The sequence below is a fragment of the Nocardia fodinahabitans genome (assembly GCF_052983615.1).
On the sequence record NZ_JBRJJC010000001.1, the window covers coordinates 7,529,969 to 7,552,531 of the forward strand.

At 65.4% G+C, this 22,563-nt stretch carries 16 protein-coding genes; 8 read left to right on the forward strand and 8 right to left on the reverse strand.

Annotated elements, in window-relative coordinates:
• Positions 1 to 33 precede the first annotated feature (33 nt).
• The 3 genes from NV348_RS35600 to NV348_RS35610 form a co-directional block, all read right to left on the reverse strand.
• Positions 34 to 423 carry a DUF6262 family protein gene (locus NV348_RS35600; RefSeq protein ID WP_447146859.1) on the reverse strand — a complete coding sequence of 130 codons (390 nt, stop codon included), beginning with the start codon at positions 421 to 423 and terminating at the stop codon, positions 34 to 36.
• Positions 410 to 2,125: a tyrosine-type recombinase/integrase gene (locus NV348_RS35605; RefSeq protein WP_447150839.1), complete on the reverse strand. Its 1,716-nt coding sequence runs from the start codon at positions 2,123 to 2,125 to the stop codon at positions 410 to 412. Before NV348_RS35605 ends, NV348_RS35600 begins: the two co-directional genes overlap by 14 nt.
• Positions 2,126 to 2,682: 557 nt before the next feature.
• The gene (locus tag NV348_RS35610; RefSeq protein ID WP_447146861.1) at positions 2,683 to 3,807 is read right to left on the reverse strand and encodes a tyrosine-type recombinase/integrase; all 1,125 of its coding nucleotides are present in this window, start codon (positions 3,805 to 3,807) and stop codon (positions 2,683 to 2,685) included.
• Positions 3,808 to 3,899: 92 nt separating this feature from the next.
• On the opposite strand from NV348_RS35610, the gene NV348_RS35615 reads away from it, so the two are divergent.
• The 5 genes from NV348_RS35615 (at position 3,900) to NV348_RS35635 (ending at position 7,769) form a co-directional block, all read left to right on the forward strand.
• Positions 3,900 to 4,286 (forward strand): single-stranded DNA-binding protein, encoded by a 387-nt coding sequence (locus NV348_RS35615; protein WP_447150840.1) that lies wholly within the window; start codon positions 3,900 to 3,902, stop codon positions 4,284 to 4,286.
• 386 nt (positions 4,287 to 4,672) lie between these two features.
• Positions 4,673 to 6,301 (forward strand): hypothetical protein, encoded by a 1,629-nt coding sequence (locus tag NV348_RS35620; RefSeq protein ID WP_447150841.1) that lies wholly within the window; start codon positions 4,673 to 4,675, stop codon positions 6,299 to 6,301.
• A 94-nt stretch (positions 6,302 to 6,395) separates the two neighbouring features.
• Positions 6,396 to 6,815: a hypothetical protein gene (locus NV348_RS35625; RefSeq protein ID WP_447150842.1), complete on the forward strand. Its 420-nt coding sequence runs from the start codon at positions 6,396 to 6,398 to the stop codon at positions 6,813 to 6,815.
• 50 nt (positions 6,816 to 6,865) lie between these two features.
• The gene (locus NV348_RS35630) at positions 6,866 to 7,354 is read left to right on the forward strand and encodes a hypothetical protein (protein ID WP_447150843.1); all 489 of its coding nucleotides are present in this window, start codon (positions 6,866 to 6,868) and stop codon (positions 7,352 to 7,354) included.
• Between the two features lie 172 nt (positions 7,355 to 7,526).
• On the forward strand, positions 7,527 to 7,769 hold the full coding sequence (locus NV348_RS35635; RefSeq protein WP_447150844.1) for a hypothetical protein: 243 nt from the start codon (positions 7,527 to 7,529) through the stop codon (positions 7,767 to 7,769).
• Here the strand turns inward: NV348_RS35635 and NV348_RS35640 are convergent.
• The 3 genes from NV348_RS35640 to NV348_RS35650 form a co-directional block, all read right to left on the reverse strand.
• Positions 7,762 to 8,655: a transposase gene (locus NV348_RS35640; protein WP_447150834.1), complete on the reverse strand. Its 894-nt coding sequence runs from the start codon at positions 8,653 to 8,655 to the stop codon at positions 7,762 to 7,764. The genes NV348_RS35635 and NV348_RS35640 overlap by 8 nt on opposite strands.
• Positions 8,656 to 8,706: 51 nt before the next feature.
• Positions 8,707 to 9,024 carry a transposase gene (locus tag NV348_RS35645; protein WP_447150835.1) on the reverse strand — a complete coding sequence of 106 codons (318 nt, stop codon included), beginning with the start codon at positions 9,022 to 9,024 and terminating at the stop codon, positions 8,707 to 8,709.
• A gap of 120 nt (positions 9,025 to 9,144) precedes the next feature.
• Positions 9,145 to 12,516 (reverse strand): DUF4062 domain-containing protein, encoded by a 3,372-nt coding sequence (locus NV348_RS35650; RefSeq protein ID WP_447150845.1) that lies wholly within the window; start codon positions 12,514 to 12,516, stop codon positions 9,145 to 9,147.
• Positions 12,517 to 12,748: 232 nt separating this feature from the next.
• On the opposite strand from NV348_RS35650, the gene NV348_RS35655 reads away from it, so the two are divergent.
• Entirely contained in the window at positions 12,749 to 14,140 is a 1,392-nt protein-coding gene (locus NV348_RS35655; protein ID WP_447150846.1) for a TRAFs-binding domain-containing protein, read from the forward strand.
• Between the two features lie 10 nt (positions 14,141 to 14,150).
• Positions 14,151 to 14,876: a hypothetical protein gene (locus NV348_RS35660; protein ID WP_447150847.1), complete on the forward strand. Its 726-nt coding sequence runs from the start codon at positions 14,151 to 14,153 to the stop codon at positions 14,874 to 14,876.
• Here the strand turns inward: NV348_RS35660 and NV348_RS35665 are convergent.
• The gene (locus tag NV348_RS35665) at positions 14,865 to 15,314 is read right to left on the reverse strand and encodes a DUF4231 domain-containing protein (protein ID WP_447150848.1); all 450 of its coding nucleotides are present in this window, start codon (positions 15,312 to 15,314) and stop codon (positions 14,865 to 14,867) included. The two genes, NV348_RS35660 and NV348_RS35665, sit on opposite strands and share 12 nt — an antisense overlap.
• A 786-nt stretch (positions 15,315 to 16,100) precedes the next feature.
• A complete protein-coding gene (locus NV348_RS35670; RefSeq protein WP_447150849.1) occupies positions 16,101 to 19,028 on the reverse strand; it encodes a toll/interleukin-1 receptor domain-containing protein in 2,928 nt (975 codons plus the stop codon).
• Positions 19,029 to 19,381: 353 nt separating this feature from the next.
• Here NV348_RS35670 and NV348_RS35675 point away from each other — a divergent pair, with 353 nt between their 5' ends.
• Complete coding sequence (locus tag NV348_RS35675; RefSeq protein WP_447150850.1) at positions 19,382 to 22,162, forward strand: WD40 repeat domain-containing protein; 2,781 nt, start codon at positions 19,382 to 19,384, stop codon at positions 22,160 to 22,162.
• The last annotated feature ends 401 nt before the right edge of the window (positions 22,163 to 22,563 follow it).

Here is a 22,563-nt window from a genome sequence, read left to right on the forward strand (position 1 = left end):
GCTCTGACCAAACCGATCGTGCCGCAGTCCTGGTCAATTCGGCGCAGCGTTGCGCAGTGCCCGGATCTCGCCGTATGCGGATTCAAGTTGGGCTGTCAGCTGCGCGATTTGCGTGCGCAACTGTTTGCTGCGTTCGTTGGCTGCCTCTAGCCGGGTCTGCAACGACTCCACCGTCGCTGAGGTAGTCACCATCCGGTCCGTCGTCGGATTCCGTTGTTGCAGAGCAGCTATCGCGTCAACGAGGTCGGGTTGGGTGTAGATCCAGGACCGTGAAACGCCTGCGGTCTTGGCTATCCCGGCCACGGTGATGCGACCTGTGCCGCGGGTCGCCGTAGTGATCGCGGCCTCGGCTCGTTTGCGTGCGTCCGTGCTGCGCTGCCGGGTGGCTTCGAGGAGGAATCGGGTGTTGTCAGCCAGCGGCATCGAGTTCTTCGACCTTTCCCCCGGCCACGATCTGGCCGTCACGCGTGGATTCGAGTGCTTCGATAATGGTGTCGAGCTTGATCAGGGTGCGAGTGTTCTTCTCGACGACTCTCCGGTGCCCGGCAGCTTCGGCATCGTCGATCATGCGTGCGGTGTCGTCGCGTTGACGACGATGTTGGCCGAGGAATTCGGTGGTCGTGATGAAGAATCGGCAGTCCAGACATGGGTTGGCGTATTCGCAGTCGGTTTGGACCGGAGCTCCGCAGTATCCGTTCGGCAGTGTCACTTTCGCGCGGACCATGCTCAGCTTGGCCCAGGCCGCGTCGGCGAGTGGGTGATCGGCAGTGATCGTGGCGGGTTCACCATCGGCATTGACCTTCACCGCCTTGAGCCAATGCTCACGCAGTGTTTCGTTGTGCAATCGAGCGTAGACCGCGGTCATGTCGGGCGACATGTGATCCAGTAACGCCTGGACCACTGGTTGCGGGACATCGGCATTGATCAGCCTGGTGCCGACTGTGTGCCGGAATTGGTGGAAGGTGACCCGGATCAGCGGACCGTGCTCATCGACGATGTCCAATGCTTCGAGCCAGCGCTCCAATTGCTCACGCAGGCGGGTGCCGCTGGCGTATCGGCTGCCGTCGACGTTGCTGTGGATCGCCGGGAACAACCACGGTGACCCCGCGCAGAATCGGTCGAGCACAGCTCGCTGCTGGGTGACGATCTTCGCAGCCAGCTCTTCTGCGAGCGGGAAGAACGCCGGGCGATCGGCCATCTTGCGGTTGAGCCACGCGAGGTAGGGATTGTTGTCAGCGTCGCGGACGATGCAGTCGAACGGCAACGTGCGCGCGTCCTTGAGCCGCAGCCCACAGGCGATGAGAAGTTCCACCATCAGCTTCCCGTCCGGCGACGGGAACTGCGCCAATGCTCGCGGAGTTTCCAACTGTGCCATGACCTGCTCGGGGATGAACCGCGGCTTGGGGTGCGACCGCCGGGGCATGTCGTCGTAGATGAAGGCATTACGAGCCAGATCGGGTTGCCACTCGTGCCGGTGCACGTCTTTGAGGAATCCACTGATCGACGCGATCGCCGCGCCACGGGTCGTCGGTTCTGGAACCTTGGTCTGGAGTTCGGCCAGCCACCCCTCCAGGCGGATGCGGGTCAGGTCCGCGGGTTTCGCGTCAGAGCCGAGCGCGTGGTGCAGGTATTGGGCCAACCGGACGCAGGCTCGGACGTTGATGGCGACCGTCGACGGGCTCAGCTCGCGGCTCAGGCGCCATCGGCACCAGCGCTTGACCAGTTCTTTCAGCCACGGTTGCGCGATGGCGCCGAACCGCAGGAACCGAACGTCGCTGGTGTTCAGGCCAACATGTTTGAGATCCCAGGTGTCGCGCGGGTATTGGTCGGCCCAGGGGTCGGCGTCGATGAGCAATGCCTGTAACTCGAAGCGGGTGTCCTTGATGAATGCCAGCGACAGTGTGTCGTAGTTCGCCTCCCGAGGACGGGAGAACACTCTCCATTCGTCATCGTCCCAGTCCAACAGACTGTGCACGCCCGCTGACCGAACCCACCCGATGGCTTTGGTCACGACCCGAGGTGCGGTGTGCTGATGGCCCAGCTCGTGTCGGCGTTGCAACCCATAGCCGATCTCCAACCGCACCTGCCCGCTCAATCGGTGCAGCTTCACACGCGGGTTGCGCATCCGCTCGAGGTGAACGAGCCACTCCGCCATCGGCATTCGACCCGCGCGTAGCCAGCTGTCCCAGTGCGGCCGACACATCGATCTGCTCGGACCGTCACACCAACGGGCGCAACCTGGGAACTGGCAATCGGTCTCGAACGAGCCGCGTGGCGGGTGATAGAGAGTCCGCGCCAACCATTCATCCAAATCCGGGCGGCCGTAATGGGACCACTGGTTTGCATGCCGATGGCACAACCCGTTCGACTTCGCGGCCCGGTTGCATTCACGGACCACACAGCAGGCAATGATCCGCCGTTGCTCAGTCGCCAACTCCTCGATGGAGGTCCACTGCTCCAGATCGGGCCGTCCAGCCGCCGTCCATCGCAGGTAATGGCCCTGACACAAACGCCGCGAAGCGTAGCTCAGCGCGATGCCGCAGGATCGGATCCGACACATGTCCTGTACGAACACCCGATTGTCGGTGGGCGGGAAGAATATCTCCCCGCGGAACATCGGGTCGACGGTCTGCATCAGCCGCTCCAGCAACCCCGAGGTGGTCGGCAACTCGTGCGGTGTAGTCAATGTTGTTCGGTACCTTCCCGGAGAATCCCCGCGGCGACGAGGGCGTGGCGGTGGTCCTCGACCGTCAGATGCGAGTACGTCATCTCCGTCGTCTGCGAACTCGAGTGACCCAGCAATTCAGCGACGATCTCGATGCGGACCCCAGCACGGAGCAGTCGGGTCGCGTAGGTGTGGCGGGCGATGTGGGGCGCGAAAAAGCCGACGCCTGAGCGATCCCGGAGCCGCTCGATCAGCTTGTGGACGTTCGTCTCCGTCATCGGTGCGCCGACCGGCGCCCGGAACAGGTTCACGAATACGAAATCGCTGTCCAGGCAGCCATATTCGACCTCCATGTATTCGGCGTAGAGGTCGAACACCTCGGCGGCGGCCGGAACAACGCGAGACTTGAGTCGCTTGACCCGCGCGTCGTTCACGTTGTCCTCACGCGGCACCACGTGAACCTCACCCGCTCGCAACCGCAGATCCGAGTGACGCAGCCCCAGCGATTCTCCCAACCGAAGCCCAGTCTCGAACCACAGCAGGAGCAGGAAGCGATCCCGTAATCGCGTGCACGCATCCATCAGGGCCCGCTGCTGGGGGACAGTCACCGTCTTCGCGGGCTTGCGATGAACATGCAGCCGGATCGGGCCGTAGGAATCAGCATTCGGCGCGCCCCGCCGGGTGTGCGCCAGCAACGGCACGTACCCACCCGTAGGGCGCGGGCCGACCAGCTCTCCCAACAATGCAGGTACCGAATCGTCTCGGCGGGCATGGAATCGGTAGAACGATGCCACCGCGGAACGCTTACGGACCAACGTCGTTCGCTCGACCGCCGCCGCGGTACCAGGCAACACGAACACCCCGGGTTGCCGAGTCGACTTCGGACGCTGCAACCACCAGAAGAACTCCGACAACTGCTCCAGATTCAGTTCCCGGAAGTCCCAACCCCGCTGCCCCAACCACACGAACAGATCCCGCAGGTCGTAGGCGTAGCCCTGCACTGTGTTCGGCGCCTTACCCACCGCCACCAGATGCGACAGAAACTCCTCGATCGGCCACACCGGCACACCAGCCACGTCGACCACCGTGAACGAACGCCGCCCCGAATCCGGTGCCCGCAAACGCTGCACCCGTAGCGACACCGGCCACCCTCCTCCACAACGACACAACAAGACCAGGTGTCTATGTAGCAGGAACTGCCGACCGAATACAAACCGTACGGACGTTATGGACAGTGCCGGAAGAGGTCTACTTAACACTGGTCAAAGGCGCGCGGGTCCTGGTGATGGGACGGCTCAAGCAGCGCAGCTATGAAACGCGCGAGGGAGACAAGCGCACCGTGTACGAGCTCGAGGTCGACGAGCTCGGCCCGAGCTTGCGTTTTGCCCGTGCCCAAGTCACCCGCACGACAGGCCAGACCGACAGCGGCACTCGCGGCAGCGGGTTCAGCCAACGCGACACCACGACACCCACCACCCGCACGAACACCGAGACCGCCGCGGCAAGCGGGCCTGCGGATCTGGGGGCCAGTCACACAACCGATCGTGGTGATGGTCGCGAGTCGTGGGAAACACCCGTACTCGCAGGTGCCGGTGCAGGTTTCGGCGAACCACCGTTCTGAGAGCACCGATCTCCTGACCGCATCCGGATCAGCCGGCGGCTGGCTGTCGGCCAGTGGTTCTCCAGATGTGGGTCCGGGTGACGGTCTGGGGTGGTCCCAGCCGATCGAGGGCTACCAGGACCGCGTGCGCCACGCCGTCGGGCCCACGCCCGGCACAAACGAATTCCCCGCGCCACCACCAGCACAGGCCACCGGTCTTCCTGTCAGCGCGGGGAATTCGTTTCCGCACGCCCAGGCGCGTTCCCGCCGTCGTGTCGCCCACGGTCCTGGTCGGTAGCCCTCGGCTGGGCCCACCCCAGCCCGGCACCCTCTTTTGTGCGAAAAGCGTGGCAGTTCCAGCGCGCCCGGGTGCCGTCGAATCTCTCGTCCTAGTCAGGAGATCTGCTGTGTCCGTCCTCGTAGCCCCTCACTCCCCTGTGCTCATTGGTGCCATTGGCACTAGCGTCGTCGAGCCTGCGTTCGACCCGAGCACCTTCGTCGGTCCGGCGCTCGTCACCCCGACCGAGTCCACCCCCATCGCCCCCGATTCAGAACCCGAGGTCGAGCCGGTGCCGGAGCCGGGCACTGCGGCGTTCCTCGATGCGATCTTCGCGATCGGGCTCACCTTCGAGCGTGACCGTCGCGCCGCCAAGCGTGCGTTCCGCGGCGCGCTTGACCTGGCGACCGACGCCGACTGGGACGTCCTCGACTACATGGTCGAAGTCTTCACCCTCTACCCGCGCGAAGCAGCGTTGCGGCGCTTGCGCGCGCGGTGGGCTGCCGGGGATGACCTCGAACGGGAACGGTTGGTGCGGTTGGTCCCCGACACCGACCCGGACCTACACTCCCACGCCGACCACGACCTCGCCCAAATCCTGGAAGCCAGGGCCAAAGCCAACCCCGACCCCGAAACCACCGCGGCCGACGAGTTCGCCAAGCTCCACGTCCAACTCCTCGCCGCCGAGATGCCGCGCCAGTCGATCCGCATGTGGCGCAACCCGATGCCCCGACTGACGTCGCCCGCCTCCCGCACGGTCGACGCCTCCAGGCTCCGGCCCGAGCAGATCCGTGCCCGTGTCGGCGCGCGCGGCAAACGCCGACCCGCCGAAGCCGAACCGTTCGAAGTCACCGACTACATCGCCGAGACGTTGTTCGTCGACACCGAAGTCGACACCCAAGCCAGGTTGCGCCAACGCATGGCCGAACTGATCGCGCGCGGTGTCCGATTCACCGGAACCGTGCAGGGCTGGACGCCTCGCCGCCCTGGCGAGCGTGCGCCGCTGCCCACCGAGGTCTCCGAAGCGATCTGGGATCACCAGTACTGTGCCTTCGTCGCCGACCAACACGATTACGACCGGGCCGAGGCCGGTGCTCCCGTGAAATCGCACGAGCACTCGTTGCTGTGGGCCGAACAACGCACCGGACTGGGCTCGCGCTCGGACCGCCGCAACTCGTACATGTTCCAGGGCAACGGGCTCGATGACTTCCGCACCGCCATGAATCCCGTCGCGGGATGGCGGTGCGTGTCGTGCTTTGTCGAACGCGCCGCCACCGACCAACGCCCCATCCACACCCGTGCGGGAGTGCTGCGGTCCGACGACGGGCTGTGTGACTACTGCCGCAGCGACAACCATCCCGGTCTGCCCGCACTCGCGGCCGGGTTCGAACTTTCCGAACTCGCCACCGCGTACTGCACCTACCTCGCCGAGCACTACCCCGACGCGGCATGCGCACTTCTCGACGAGGTACGTCGCCGGGCACCCGAGTGGCTGATCCGTGTCGTCGACGGATTCCTCGCCACGCATTCGGATCTGCCCGGCGCGCCCACCCTCGCCGACCTCGAAGACGAGCCCGCGCCCGCGCGAGTGCAGCCCGTATCGCGTCGACGAGCACGGGTGCTTCCGCCCGGCCAGCGTGCGGGCCGGTGCGAGGGCTGCACCCAGTACCTGCCCGTCCACGACGACGGGTTCTGCACCAAGTGCCGGGTCTACCTTGGCCTGTACGTGCCGGCGACGCGGGACAACACCGCCGCCTGATCTCGTCCTCGCCCGACCCAACTCACTTTTTCTGTAGTCGGTTGGGGCACCGCGCGACTGGGTGCCCCAACCGCTCACCCGATGGAGGTTCCTCGTGTTCGGCCGCGCCCATCTCCCCCACGCCCGCCACCGGTTCCGACAACAACCCACCGGTTCCGCGCTGCGACAGCTCTGCGTGACCGTGTACCTGGCCACCGAACCGCACACCATGCTCCGCGGGTACCCGCCCGGCATGACCCTGGTCCTCACCGACCGTTTCCTCGTCGACGTCTCAGCGCGCAACACCGACGTCGAGATCCTCCACGACATCTTCGAACCCAGCTTCGACGACCAGGCGGTGTCCGACCACGCCATCGCAGCACGAGACGGACTCCCCGACACCTATGACCACCGCACCCGCCGCGGCTACAGCCCCGCGCACCGACGCCTGATGGTCGGAGACGTCGCCGCTCTGGGCTCACGCCACTACGCCTGCACCTCGCTCGGGTGGCTGCACGTGCCCCCACCCAGCTGACCCCCAGCTCTCACCACTGCAACCACGCGCGATCCGAAAGGTGAACCACCATGGGCCAACACTTCAAACCGGTCTTCCTCGCCGAGGACTCCGACACAGTCACTGGCTACCTCCACCCAGGGATCTTCTACAAACTGGCCGAGCACGGTTGGCAAGGAAGCTGGTTCGTCACCGAAGTGGAACAGATCCTCACGACACCCACCCGGATCGTCTGGGTCGGCGAATCCTGCGACCCAGAACCCGGCACCGAGCCGTCTACCAACCTCTATCGCCTCGCCGAACAGATCTCTGAGACACCGGTCCCCGATGTTGTGCCCGGGCGGTATCTGATCAACCACGACCGCCGCGTCTACCTCCTCAAAGACTCCACGCCCGACGAGAACGTCGCCCATCCTCTTCCCGCGCTCACCGTCGACCGCGGTGAGGGCTACTTCAAGAACGCTCATGGCCCGATCGGATCCTGGGCGCGCCAACGTATCAGTGTCGCTGACACGGTGCCTAACGGATACACCGAAATCCAGTTCCGAGCTTGGTTCTGACTCGCGGCGACAACCGCACCCCGCCCCACGGCAACCGCCCCGTCGATCCTCGCAGCCTGGACTCACGCCCAATCACAGCTTTCGCGAGTGCACCTCGCCGACGACGCCCGCACCGTTGCCGGACACAGCGTTGGCGTCTCAGCCGGTTCCACCATTCTCACCGGAGGTATTCGTGTTCCACCGCGCCCGTCACTTCCTCACACGGCTCGGCGTCGCCGCTGCCCGCGGACTGCGCCCACAGCGATCAGTCCTCGTCACCGTGTATCTCCCTCACGACCCACGCGCGATCATCACCGGCTACACACCCGGCACTCCGCTCATCCTTGCCGACCAGTTCGATCTCGACTTCACCCCTCGTCTCGCCGATACCGCATTGCTGGAGCGAGTCTTCGCCCGAGTGTCCCGCGTCAAGTAGTTGGCAGGTTTTCGGTCTCTGGAAAGTTGGGGATCAATGGGTCGACCAGGCCGCGATGGACCTCGGCCGGCCGGTTCCAGGCGATGGCCTCGTGCGGACGGACGGTGTTGTACTCGACCCGGTAGGCGTCGGCGTGCTTCACCAGGTCCAGCACGTCGTCGATTTCCTCGCAGAACAGTCGCTCGTACTTCAGTGACCCGAAGCCGCGCTCACGCGAGCCGTTCTGGCCCGGCGACCTGACACGAGTGCGGACGTGCCGCAGCTCGGGGTGAGCGGCGATGAACGCCTCGAACCGGAACGACCGGAACGGACCACCGTTGTCGGTCACGATCGTTAACACCGGAATGATGTTGCCGTCGCCGTCACGGGCTGCCGTCGCGGCCAGCGGGCGGCCGAACGCCTGCTCGTAGTCGGCCAGCGCGAGCTCGATCGCGGTGATCGCATCATGCTGGTTCGCCGTCGGTGACACATGCCACGGGTGCTCGTACTTCGACCAGTAGTCCGGGCATCCGGCGATCCGCCACGTCCCGCCGGTGGTGGTCTCGAACTCGCTGAAGTCCAACTGCCACACCTGATTCGGGCCGGTCGGCTCGAACGCGAACGCAGCCTTGCGCCGAGCTGCGAGCTGGCGGCGCTCACGCTGATACGCCGCCGACAGCAGCAGGCCCTCATCACGTAAGCACCGCAGCACCGTCGCCTGCGACACCTGGTGACCGTCGTAGCGGCACATCGCCCACACCTTGCGGTGTCCCCACGCCGGATGCGCCAACGCGTGCCGACGCACCGCCTCGCGAGCGTTCTCGCGGGCCGGCCGGGGCCACGGCCCGATCACCGGGGCACCGGTGCGGGCGCGGGCCTGCCGACGGCGCCAGGTCCGTTCGGGCACACCGACCACCGCGCAGAACCTCGTGGTCGCCCGTGCCCGCCTCGACGCGGATCACCTCGAGGTCCTCGAAGGGCCCAACCGGCCCTCCGCGGACTTCTTCCACACCCGCGCGGCCAGGTGCGCTTCTCCCAAAGCCTGTGTCAGATCTGCGATCTCGGCCTCGAGTTGCTGCTCACGCGTGGAGGATCCAGACTTGCCCGCGGTCAGACCGGCGCGGCCGGCTTCGAGGAACTGGCGTTTCCAGTTGCCCACCGACTGCTCGGACACCTTCGCTCGCCGGGCCGCTTCGGCCACGGTGAGCTCACCGGCAAGGACCGACAACACGATCCTTGCCTTCTCCTCGGCCGGAACAGCCGATGGTTTAGCCATGATTCAGACTCTCTCACTGGTCAAACCCGCAAACAACGGGCTCTGCCACAAAGTCTGACGCGCGACACCAGAACCCACAGCACCGCCGAAACCGGGCAGTAGACGACATCGAGCATGGAGCTACCCCTGCTCCCACTTGTCCAACCAGTCCGCCCGCTCGCGGCATGCCTTCGCCAACAAGCTGCGCTTGTTCAGATCGGCGAGTTCGACCGCAAGCCGTCGCAGGTTCGTGGCCAGACTCGCTCGTGCTGCCCGGACACCCGCGTGTGCTGTGGTCACCCCCGCGGCACTGGCCTGGCCGAGCCAGACATGCGCCGCTTCCGACATTCGTCTCCGATCGGCCAGCCACGCGCCGAAGGCGTCGTGCACGCCGAGCATCGTGGCGAGATGGTCCTCGTTCGACGGATCGATCGAGACAAGTACGTTCGCGTGACCGCACGCGGCTTCCCATACCGGCTCAGCCGCGTCCGAATGGTCGCGGAATGCCTCGTTCGCCAAATGCTCGGCCAGCCATCCATGCGGATTCGTCGCGATCGGATCGACGCGGGCGTACTCGCGGGCAGCGGTGGTCGCGGCAACTGCCCAGCGGCGATCGTTGGACGCGTGCGCATGGAAACGCGTGGCCTGTGCAAATACCAAGCGCCATACCTCCGATTCGTCCGCGACATCGAGCGCCCTCGCCGCCGCGATTTGGTCAGCGGCGAGCGAAGGGTTGCCGAGCGCGAGATTCACCGCGGCCGCAGCCGCCAATGTGTCCGCCGCGAACGGAACCGTCGCCGGATTGTCCGGGTCGGATCGAGCCGCCGCGCGAAACAGCCCTGCGGACCGGGTCATCTGATCACGCGCACCGATCAGATCACCTGTGCGGGCCAACACGAATCCGTTGACCCGGCAGGCGAGCGCGAGCGTGTCGGTAGCCTGCCGGTTCGGATCAGCAGCATAGTCCGCTTCGGCCAGGCAGACCGCGCGGGCCGCCAGCTCAACCGCCTCGTCGGTGCTGTCCTGCCCCATCGCATCGTCGGCCAGGTTGATGAGCTGGTAGACCACGTTGACCTGGCCTACCCGGTATCGTCCGGCGAGGCGCTCCGCAATCGACAGTGCCCGTGCGTAGATGTGCCGAGCGGCGTCCTTGTCTCCAGTCCCGCGGAGCATATCGCCGTACTGTCCGAGCGCGAACTGCAGCCATGCGTCGACTCGCCGTCCGGGCGTATGGCGCTCGATGTGCTCCCAATCCTCGACAGACCGGCGAGCTGAGACGAGTGCGATCGAGGGTGACGCTATTCGCAGTGTTCGCGCATGCCACAGTGAGGTGTGCGCCCTGATTTCCCGTGCCAGGTCCGATTCAGGGAATCGCATCACCAGCTGCTCGCCGAGTTCGCGCGCGGCACCTGCGGCGGCTTGTTCCTCTGCCGCTCTACCCTCCACTGCCGGAAGGTCAGCGATTCCGGTGGCTGCCCCGCACATCGCCTGTAGCTCCGCTTCGCCCGCATCGTCGCGCTCGGCACGCGATCGGGCGGTATCGAACACCCACCGGCAGAATTCATAGCGTTCAAGGGCTCCGAGCGTAGGCTTGTATTCCAATGCGATCGAAGCCAGGAAGTAGATCCCTGCGGCGCCGACCCCGGCCAGCGCATCTCGAAAGCCTTCGACGCCAAGGGAATCAAGCACGACTGCGGCCAGTCCAGCACGATGTTCGTTGCTAGCTCGGTCGATTCGCCCCGCCACCGCCGAGTCGCCTGCTCGCAGCAAATGCCAGAGCGCATCCTGATCGCAGATCTCGTCTGTGGCTGCGAATTGCACCAGCTGCCAACCAACCTCGCGGTGGAGGGCGCGCATGATTGCCGGTGTAACGAATTCGCGCAAGACCCAGTCGCGCACCACGAGATGCGCAAGTCCGAGCCGCCCGCCCGGGCCCCGCGCGATCAGTACCCCAGGCAGAGCCCTACGGATACCGGCGATTGTCAACGTGTCGACCCCGACCAGCGACTCGAGGTCGACCGTACGCAGCCCGGACCGCGAGACGGCGACCAGCGCGAGCGTCCGGCCTACTGCCTCGTGCCCGAATCGCCGCACCGCTCGATCTACGATCATCGCGACGAGATCGCCGACGGCGGTCGGCATCTGCCCGACCACCCGGATCACCAGCGCGGCGAGCTCCGCTAACGGGTCGGCTGCGGGATCAATATCGGCGAAGTCGTCGGCATCGAGCGCAGACAGCTCGCCAACCGCGAGCCGCAACCACAGCGGGCTGCGTGGCCGTGTAGCTAGCGAATCGACCGCAGCCGCGGGCAGGCTGCGTCCCATCGCGGCACAGATTCCGGCGACGACGGCTCGCGCCTCGGCGGGGCCAATCTCGCCCACCGGTTCGATCCGCGCGCCCAATGCGGCCAGGTAACCCGCCTGGGCCGGATCCGTCGTCGATGCCAGCACCACGACACCAGACGGCAGGCCACCGAGGAACACCGGCCGCGTCGAGTCGGGTAGCACGTCGATCCCATCGACGGCAAGAACAAGCGGTGCTACCGACGCGCAGCAGATGCGCAACGCCTCGATCAGCTCGTCCACGGCCATCGTCGGGGTGACTGCGCCGCCCAGCAGGGTCACCAGCCGTGCCACGACCGCCCGCGTGGTCGACACCTCCGGTGACGCCCCCACCGGCACTGCGACAACCTGGTGCCCGGCTTGCCGCAGCCGACTGACTACCCCACACCAGATCGCGGACTTCCCGATGCCTGACGCGCCGTGAAGGCACACGCTCGACCCGCGCATGAGGACCTCCGCGACCTCCCCGACCAGCTCATCACGCCCATCGAACGCGCGCTCTCGGTCCTCAAAGAACAGCGCCTCGGCCGCCGAGACCGGGTCCGGGTGCGCGCGACCGAGTTCGCGAGCCCACTCAGCGACCTTGTCGCCAAGGACCCGCGCGGTCACGTCGACGAAGTCGGTCAGATCGAACGGGCTCGCGCCCTGCGTCTCGACTCGGTAGGTGTGCACCTCGCAGCGTTCCCGAACGCGTCGCCGCAGCGCCCGCGCGAGACTCGGATCGGAATCGCTCCACTGCGCCGGCGCCGGACCGACGATGTCACGCTCGAAAAAGACCGCGATGGAATCGGGCCGGCGCATCGCACCGTACTCGAATTCGAGGGCGGTCACTGACCAGTCCGGGTCGTAGTCGATGATCCGGGCCTCCTGCGCCGCGAGCCGCAGTCGATGCGGTTCCGGCACCCAACCGAACCGATCACCGAGCAGCCCGACGAATAGCGGCCGCGTCCGTTCGATCTCGCTCAGGCACACCTGGAGCACTCGGTTCTGGCGGGCGTCGTCGTCGGCGTCCTCGACTGTCACCCCCCACCGCAGGTCGGCGAACTCGACGCGGCAGCCGAACTCGGCGGCTCGGTCGTTGAGCATCGGCAGCACCGTCGCGATCAGTTCGTCGCGCTCACGATGAAAGTCCCGGAACGTCGAGGAGACGAAGATCGAAATCAACGACAAGAGTCAATCACCTCAGGACGTCGCTCGGGCCCCACTACCAGAGGTGATGCTATGCGCTGGGCAAGCTCGCGTCCCACGAACGATGGACAACCGCAGGAAGCATCGAATTCGCCAGGGCCGCAGCAGAACACCCGGACAACAGATAGATTTAGATATACTGCGGCACCATCGCCCCGACGACGAGCAGCCAGGAGGCGACCGACGCGGCACGCCCCGACAACCAGGAGAGCGCATGCAGGACAGCGACAGCTCGCCGGCGAGACCGCTGTGCTTCGTCCTGATGCCGTTCGGCACGAAATCCGACGCGACGTCGGCGATCGAATTCGATGAGGTGTACAAGCAGGTCATCAAACCCGCGGTTGAGGCAGCTGGCATGTCCTGTTTACGCGCAGACGAGGAACGTCTGGGCGGCATCGTCCAGCACGCAATGTACGGCCGGCTCATAGCGTGCGATTACGCGGTGGCAGACCTCACCTACGCCAATGCGAACGTCTTCTACGAACTTGGCATCCGCTACGCGATCCGGCGTTGGAGCACGGTGCTGATCGCCGCAAATGGCTCGCCACGCGTGCCGTTCGACCTGGCACCGGATCGAATGTACAAGTACCGCATCGATCGAGCTGGGTGCCCCAACCGTGCGATGGCCGACCGAGAGGAGCTGACCGCGCGCCTTATGGCAGCCAAAGCCGCGCAGCTCACTGACAGCCCGCTCTTCGAACTGTTCCCCGGTCTGGGGCCAGCGCGCGTCGATCCCGGAGACCTCAGGAGGTTTCGCCAGGGCTTGGAGGACGCGGAGGACATCAGGGAACGGCTGGAGCAAATCCGCGATATCGGCACTGATCTCGCGAAGCCTAACGCACAGGCCAACGCCAGGGCCGCGGTGCTCCACCTGCGCGCACACCTTGACCTGCACGCCTATCACGAGGACGTCCTGATCGATCTGATGCTGGTGTACCGCGGTTTGGAGATGTGGCCGGAGCTGATCGAGCTGGTCAGGGATTTCCCGTCGGAACTGGCCCGCAGCGCGGGGGTCCGCGAGCAACTGGCCCTCGCCTACAACCGGCTGCCCGATGGCGTCGGCAGCAACCAAGCCGAACGCGTTTTGAAAGCCATCTGCGAGGAACTCGGCCGCAGCAGTGAGACGATGGGCATCCTCGGTCGGGTATACAAGGACCGATGGACCCGCGCGAGAGACCAAGGCCATCCCAGGCAGCGAGTACTGCTCACCCAGGCCATCGACGCCTACATCACGGGGTTCGAACTCGACCCGCTTGACCCCTACCCTGGCGTGAACGCGGTGCACCTTCTGTGGCTGGCCGACCGCACCGACCCCCGACTCGATGAGATCCTCCCGGTCGTACGGTACGCGGCGCGGTCCCGAGTCCGTCGCGGCAGCCCCGGCTACTGGGACTACGCGACAATGCTCGAGCTATCCATCTACGCTGGCGATATGCCAGATGCAGTCGAGTGGATGCACAAGGCTCTCGCCGTCTCCAACGACCAGATGCAACGCAGGACCACCCACGACACTATCGTGCGCCTGCATCGTCATTGTGGTGAGGACGACGAGTATTGGACCGCGTTGCTCACCGAGCTAGCTCCCCCTGCCCCACCCGCATGCTGAGGACTGGCCAATGCCCCGACCGCCCGTCGTCGAGGTGACCTCGCTCGACACCGTCGATGAAACCCTGGCACAGGCGGGCTTGCCCGTCGGCCGCCCCGTCGTGGTCATCGTTGGAGGGGCCAGTGGGCTCGCGACAGATCCCGACGGCACGCTTGCGCGCCTGCTGCGCCAGCACATCGTCCCGCTGGCCCAGCAGCTCGGTGCCACAGTCGTCGACGGTGGAACCGATGCGGGCGTCATGCGGATGATGGGGGACGCACGGGCCACCGTCGGCGCCACGTTTCCGCTCATCGGCGTCGCGGCGCGTGGCACGGTGCTGGTCCCGGGGAAACCAGCACCGAAATCCGATGCCGCGCCGCTCGAGCCAGGACACAGTACGATCATTCTGGTTCCCGGCGACGAATGGGGTGACGAATCAGCGTGGATCGCTGCCATCGCGACCGCGCTCGCTCAAGGCCAGGGCTCGGTGACCGTGCTCATCAACGGCGGCGCGATCGCCTACACGGACGTATTGCACAGCTTGGCGGTCAGCCGCCCGGTCGTGGTGCTGGCGGGCACGGGCCGAACCGCCGACGAGATCGCCGACGCGGGAGACAACCCAAACAACTCCACTGCCAACCAGATTCGCCGGTCACCGCACACCACGGTCATCTCGATGGCGGAACCAACACAGCTCGCTGCCGCCATCCACGCGGGTATCGACGGCGCACCGAACCAGCGCCTGTCATCCCTCTGACTTCGCCGAATCCTCCTGCGCAGCAATCCAGGACGAGTTCTCCGCCGAGATGATCACCTCAACCCGATCCGCGAGCGCCTTGGCTCGGTCCGCGCCGCCATACGGTCCAGCCTTGGCCAGGAAGCGGTACTTCTCACGTTTGAGCGCCTCCGCTGTCGCGCGGTAGCGAATCCAGTTCGCCTGCCACTGGAACAGTTGCAGCGCGCCCTCCGCAGCGACCACCGCTGCGGCGATCAAGGCGGTGATCACCGGGGGCGCAGTCAGTGCCGCCACTGGCACTAGCGCGCCAACCACGATCTGCCCGAGTTTGATTCGCTTGTAGGCCGATTGGGCGCGTGCTGCGTTAGTGCTATACCACGTGAGCTGTCCGGCCAGTCGCTCCCAGGCGACGGCCTGCTCATCATCGTTCTCCGGCTGTGGTTCGGTATGGGTAGTCATAGGCGCTCCGATCATCCATGAGAGCGACCGCCGCGGACCACCGCGGTTCTCGGTCATCAGTTATGTTGCGGCACAGCAGATATGTTTCAGTCCGCTGACGCTAGTCCAGGCATTATGGCCGCGCTGGGAAACCACGGCAGTGTCGACCCAGCATCAGTGTTGTCGTTGCCCGTAGCACGGATTAGGCAAGCTCGCGGTTGGCCGGTTGACTGACCCCATGTGCTCGGCCCGGTCCTTGCGGCCCACGTAGTGGACAGGAAGGCTCACGCTGCTACGGCATGATGAAAATGGCTCAATGGTCCAGCCTTGCAAGGTAGTGGTACTACTCGCGTTTGAGCGCCTCCGCTGTCGCGCGGTAGCGAATCCAGTCCGCTTGCCATTGAAGCTGCAGCGCGCCCCCGCAGCGACCACGGCTGCGGCGATCAAGGCGGCAAACCGGCGGCGCGTCCACCGCCGCCACCGGCGCTAGCGCACCAACCACACTCTGCCCGAGTCTGATTCGCTTGTATGCTGGTTGGGCGCGTGCCGCATTAGTGCTGCACCAGATGAGTTGTCCTGGCGGCCGCTCCCAGGCGACGGCCGGCTCATCATCATTCTCCAGCTGCAGTTCGGCATGGTATCCATAGACGCGCCGATCCATCCGGGAGAGCGAGCGACCGCTGCAGACCGTGTGTGGCACGGCACTAGTCATCAGTTATATTGCAGCACAATAGATATGAGCAAGTCCGCCGACGTTAGCCAGGCATTATTGCTGCGCTGGGAAACCACGGCCTTGTCGCCCCACGGTCACTGTGGCCGTTGCCCGTAACACGGGTTAGGCAACTTCACGGTCGGCAAGTAGCGTCGTCGCTCCGATGCGGACAGCTCGTCATTTGCGATGGTCGCGCACAGCAGTTGCCGCCAGCGCGGAAATCCCAGCCTCCAACTGAGAACGCGCTGGAAGCCCGCCCCCCGCTGCGTGCCGAGCAGGTCACCATCTGCGAGCCTGGCCAGCGACCTCAGTTCAGTAGTGAACTGGCCCGCGTGACCAAACCGCCATTGCCCAAGCGGCACGCGGTCTTTCACATCCCAGAGATAGAGGACCGAATCCGCACCGAGGTTCCCGTCCTGGACGAGAATCGTGTCGTTGGCTCCGAAAGCGATGTTCGTCGACGTCGAGGACAAACCCCCGTCGAGCACGGTCGCGGTGGGCTCGACCATATCGGCGATATGGATACGCCCATCACCATCGACAACGGCGACCGAGTCGAGATTGGCGGCCACCGCGAAGCCAAGCCATTCGAATCGCATTCCGCCCCCGAGGAAGAAGTCTGCGGTGAACCGCGCCGTGCGATACGTGGCGAACCGCAAGGATACCCGGTCCCACCGCCACAGCCGAACTTCGATGTCGGTGACACCGGCACGCGATGCGACCGACACGAACTGTGCGATCGTTGCCCGATCCTCAGCAAGTAGCACCTTCTGACTTGCGTCGCCGTCAACGCCGATCGACTGCGCTTCGCGTCCGGTCCGCGTATCGACAACCAACGCTGGGTTGTCCTCCGAGGTGACAAGCACACGATCCGCACCATCGAGAAAATGTACTTCGGGGCCTGGCACTCGACCGCCACCGGGTGAGCTCCGCGCGACGGGAAGGCTGCTGACAACGGCCGACGAGACCACGTCCCGAATCCAGAGCATTCCGTCGTACAAGATCGCCACCCGACTGAAATCGTTGGTTACATCGACGGCGAACTCGGCGCGCTCAGGAAGCACGCTGGCCGGCAAGGTCGCCTTGATCTGTCCAGATGGGACATCGCGGATCCTCACCGTGTGCCCATCGCTGGTGATGGATGCCCGACCGTCGCCGGTGACCTGCGTTCGAACCCCGCGGTCCACCTCGGTAACCGCACCGACCGGGGCGACCGAATTGACTACCACGCTGCCGTCCTCAGCCGCGCTGATCACGCGCGAGCCATCCGGCGTCATCACCGCAAGAGTGATGTTGCGTGGAAAATAGGGGTTGCGCCAATTGACGACAGGATCGAGGGCTCCGTCGTAGACCGTGAGTTCCGCAGCGGCGGTGCCGATGAAAACTCGCGCACCATCAGCCGACATCGACACCGAGTTTGCCGCTGTGTTCTCCCCGATCGCTCGGCGTGCGCTCACGTCTCGTGCACCTAGGTCCCACATCTGGATCTCGCGACCGGACAGCACCAAGGCGTGTGCTCCCGTTGCGCTGGGGAAGGCGAAGCCAGTCGGCATGTTCGGCAACGGGACGTCCGCTGCCGTTGCCTCGGTCCGCAGGTCGAAAACGCGATGGCTGCTCGCGCCATCCTCGGCGTCGACGACGTGCACGCGTGTGCTGTCTGCGCTGAACCGGATGCCAGGATTCGGCCCTGCGGTTGTCCAGGATCCGGCCTCCCGGCCGGTATCGGCGGCCACAATGCGAACAAGCGCTGGACCTTCATCGGTTCGCCATTTCGTCGCCACCCAACGACCGTCGGGGGAGATCGCCGCGTCAGGCCAACGTCCTCCCCGGTCCGCAACGCGGGCAATGGGCTTTTGCGTCCCGATGTCCCATACTCGCCCGCCAGCGACCAGCCGACGCCCGAGATGGTCGATCGCGAGGTCATTGTTGGGCTCGGCCTGGATCGTCGCGAGGAGGCGACGATCAGCGGTGGCGAACACCCGAACTGTTTTGGTCTCCTCTCCCTCCGCCTGCCCGGCTTGATCGAACTGCGAGAAGAGCGCGAAGGTATTGCCGTCGCCACTCACGGCGACCTCATTGGTCGCATAGCGTGATGTCGCGCGAAAGGCCGCTGGCACCTCGGATCGGGGACCCAGGTAGCCAACGGTATGTGTGTTCGCCTCCGCGGCGCTCGCGAGTGCAGATTTTGCCTCCGGCGTCGGCAAAAGATCGAATGCGTAGAGCGCCAGGTGGGTCGCGAGGCGCGGGCTGGTAGCCACGAGGCTGTCGGCGCGCGCGGCGAGCGCACGCGAGGTCGCGATGCGTTCACGCTCCGTGGCCAGCCACGTCTGTCGAGTGGCGATGGTAGCTGCGATCAGCGCCAGTACAACGAGCAGCACCAGCGCCGCGATCGCCCCGTTGCGAATTCGTGTGAACCGACGGTGACGGCGGATGTCTTCTCCGATCAACTCCGCCTTGGTCATTCCGTGCACAGGTGCCGCGACGGTTGCGATCGCGTCGGCGAATTGTGGATCACGCAGGTTGGGTTCGACGTAGGTGTTCTGGCGAAGGTCGACCCACAGCGGCTCTCCCTCAGTGAAGTATCCGCTGAGTGCCCTCGGTAGTGCCGATGTCACGCCCCAATCGAAGTCACGCGACGTTGGTGCCCAGCGCACATCGCCCCCGGTGACGGCGACCAGCAGATTTCGCCGAGGCTTGTGTGTGCGCCAATAGTCGATCTCCCGCCCCACCCACTCCGATTCCGCCGCACCCGGCGAGGCGAGCAGGAGCAGGTACGTCGCACCAGCGAGTGCTTGCTCGATCTCCGACCAGAGGTCTGGACTCGCGTGCAGGTCGGTTTGATCTCGAAACACCCGCAGTGCGTGGGGACGGTTCCACCGCTTGCCCAGTCGTGCGAGGCCGTGCTGCACGTGCGGCGCAAGCGCCCGGTCATCGGTATGGCTGTACGAGATGAAGACATCGGCGCCCGCAGCGGCTTGGTTTCGTCGATACCTCGCTAGCCATCGTCGAAGTGTCGTGATCATCCTGCCTCCGAACGATCTGGTCGATCGCCGCAGACTACTCGCAGAGACCGGAGGCGACAACGGCAGACAGAACCGCTGCCTTCCTTAAAGTACTTGCGCCACTGTTACTTTCGGTCAGTATATACCGAACGATCAGCCCACAATCCCCGCCCGGCTGCGATACGATCCGCCAGCATTCTTTGTCGCGGCGCATCGCCTGAGTCGGCGGGCGGGAAGGGGCCCGGTTGAATACCTCAGGCTCGCATCAGGTCCAGCCTGCGCCCGGCACGCAAGAGCCGAAGCCTCCCGCTGGCGGGTGGTTCACGCGCTGGCGGCTGCGACGCCAGGTCCGTCGGGCCGCGCACGGCGCGGATGTGTTCATCTCCTACAGCGACAAGTCCAACTCCGGTATGCCGGAATCGATCCAGCGCGGCTTGAGCCGCCTGAACAAGCGCTGGAGCCAACCACGAGCGCTGCGGGTGTTCCTCGACAACTCGAATCTCACGGCGTCACCCGACCTCTGGGGCGAGATCGAGAAAGCCCTGGCCAGTTCCCGGTACTTCCTGTTGCTTGCCTCGCCAGCGGCAGCGGCGTCGCCTTGGGTGCGCAAGGAGGTCGAGTATTGGCAGCAGTACAAGGACCGCGACAAGCTCCTCATCGGCCTCGTTGATGGTGACATCCATTGGGGCGAACAGGACTTCGCGTGGGCACGCAGCAACGCACTGCCGGTATCGCTGAGCGGATACTTCGGTGGCATCGAACCAAAGTGGGTTGACCTGCGGTCAAGCACGCCAGCAACATTGGCCGACACCCAATTCAAGGACCGCATTGCCACACTCGCCGCGCCGATTCATGGAATCAGCAAGGACGAGTTGGTCAGCGAGGACCTGCGGACGCACCGGATCGCGCAGCGCATCAGGGCCGCCGCTGTCAGCGCGCTTGTCGTCCTTCTCGTCGTCGCGGTCGCAGCAGCGGCCACTGCCTTCGTCCAGCGCAACGAGGCGCGCGACCAGGCCAGGGTCTCCCTCTCTCGGCAGCTCGCGTCAACCGCCGACAGTCTGCGGGAGACGAACCTGCGAGCCGCTCTTCAACTCGCCGTCAGCGCGTATCGCACGGACCAGAACGCGCAGACCTTATCCGCACTCATTCGTGCCAACCTCGCCTCCCCGAAGCTCATTCGGTACCTCTCCGCCGACACGACCGTCACCGAGGTGGTCGGCAGCACTGACGGCACGGCGGTCGTCGCGGGCCTCGCCGACGGCAGCGTGGTGCGGTGGCATACCGGCGACACCCGGCCCGCGATGCTGGTCGGCCGCCTCGATGCCTCAGTGATCTCCCTAGCGGTCAATGTCGACGGCTCGGTCATCGCCGCGACAGACAGGTCGACGGCGATGCTCTGGCAAACGAACGGGCCGTCGTTCGAACTCACAGTCCCCGCGGGGCAACACCCCCAAGCCGTTGGTGTGTCGCCCACCGGCGAGACCGCGGTCGTACAGGGTCGGGGCGCGATGCGGGCGTCGGCCAATTCAGTGACCGTGCACGGGGTCAGATCGCGTACGTCAACCGTGCACCACGATCCACTCGCCACGAATGACCTGACCAAAACGACCACCATCAATGCAATCTCCGACGACGAGCTGCTCCTATTCGATGACGCCTACGGCGGCTGGGACCGGCGCGTGATCGCCAGCTGGACTTCGTCAACTAACTCGTCAGTGCACATCGGCACCCGCCAACGACCAGGTCGGCCCTCCGCTGACGGCAGGTTCATCACCGCAACGAACGGTGCTCCGACGATTCCGGTGTGGGCGACCGACGTTGCGCTGTCGGATCAGTCAGATGCTCTCTACGGAGCACGCTTCAGCGCCCAGGCACCGAACAACGATCCCCCCGGCCCGCTCGCACTCAGCCCAGATGGGTCGCGCCTGGCGATCGCGACAGGCACAGCCATCTACGTGACACCTGTCGCGCCAGCAGATGCCGCCCGCAACCCGGCGATCGAAGTGGCTGGCGCCTCCTCGGTCCAGAATCTTGCATTCATCGGCGACAACGAGCATCTGATGTCGGTGAGCGACCGCCACATCGCGCTATGGGCCGTCGGCCAAATGGATCGCCTGGCGACGACGACAACAACGCCCCTCGAGAGCACATGTCGCGCGTGCGACGGCGCGGCCATCTCCTTGGCACCGGATACCAAGCACCTCCTAATCGCGCCCACCGGTACCTCGTCTGGGACCGTGATTGTCCAGCCGATGCCTGGCGTGCCAGGCCAGGCGCAGATCTACGAGGACATCCCGGGAATTCCACTGTGGACGAAGGACGGCAGGTTGGTCGCGGTCGCGGCGCCGAGTCGCCAACGCCCGAACAAGACCACTGCCGTTCCGGTGATCACCACCGAGGCCAGCAACCCCATCATCGCGGCAGCCACATGGTCGGATCAACGCACCGCAATCGCGGTCGATGCCAAGGGTGCCATCCACGCTGTTGACCTCACGAGCGGCACGGCTCGCGTGGTTGCCGCAGCGCGCCGTGAATTCGCGGCTGAGAACACACAACTCGCGGCGAGATCAGTCGCGTTCAGCAAGGAAGCGAACCTGCTCGCCATGGTTCTGCCCGGCCCCGACACCGCGCGACAGGTCGCGATCATCGACACCACCAACGGCGCGGTGGTCGGGACGCTGCCACCAAGCGAAGTGTCCTCGATCACATTCGCCGGGCCGTTCCTTTTGCGTGCGCGGGGAAAGCAGCCGGTAGAAGTGTGGGACGAGCGCGGGAACAGCTTGCGGCAAACCCTGCCCGCGATGTTCCGGGTGGTCGGTGACAGCCGGGGGGCCTTGGTGGCGGAGAGCCTCACGACCAGTGTCAACATCGCCGATCTCACCACCGGCATCACCCTGGCGGCCCTCGCCGTTCCCTCGGTCGACTCGCTCGCCTACCAACGCACCAGTGTCGCGTTCTCCCAGGACAACACCAAGATGATCACCGTGACCACCGGCAACTCCACAAACGCACCGGGCTTGGTGGTCGAGCGTCAACTCGATCCGGGCCACCTGGTCGACACGGCGTGTGCCAGCGCTGGTACACCACTCACCGAGGCTGAATTCACCGCTATCACCGGCGTCGCCACCGCATCGATACCCACCTGCCCGCACTGAAGACGGGACTGGTGCAGGGGTAGGTGACAACCTGGCCTGCCTCTCGCCCAGGCTCCGCTTGTCCTGCCACCAGTCAAGTTTCACAAATCCCTGCCCTAGTTAGGCTCCAGTCGCGGCGGCCAGCCGACAGCGCGGTGTTATCACCGGGTCGTGCAGCAGTCCTGGCAGTCGGTGGCGCACCGATCGTGAGGTCTATCGTTCCTGCCCAGATCGACGCCTACTAGCATCTGATCATGAGTTCATGTACTGCCCCGGTTCGGGGCCATCGGACAGCCAGCGCGGCCGAGGCGTGTCCCGCATGCCGTGGTCGGCGCTACGGGTACTCGTCACCCCAGCCTTACTATCCGCCGCCTGCCATTTCCCCGCGGAGTGGCAGCGGGAGCGGGTCCGCTAGCGGTAGA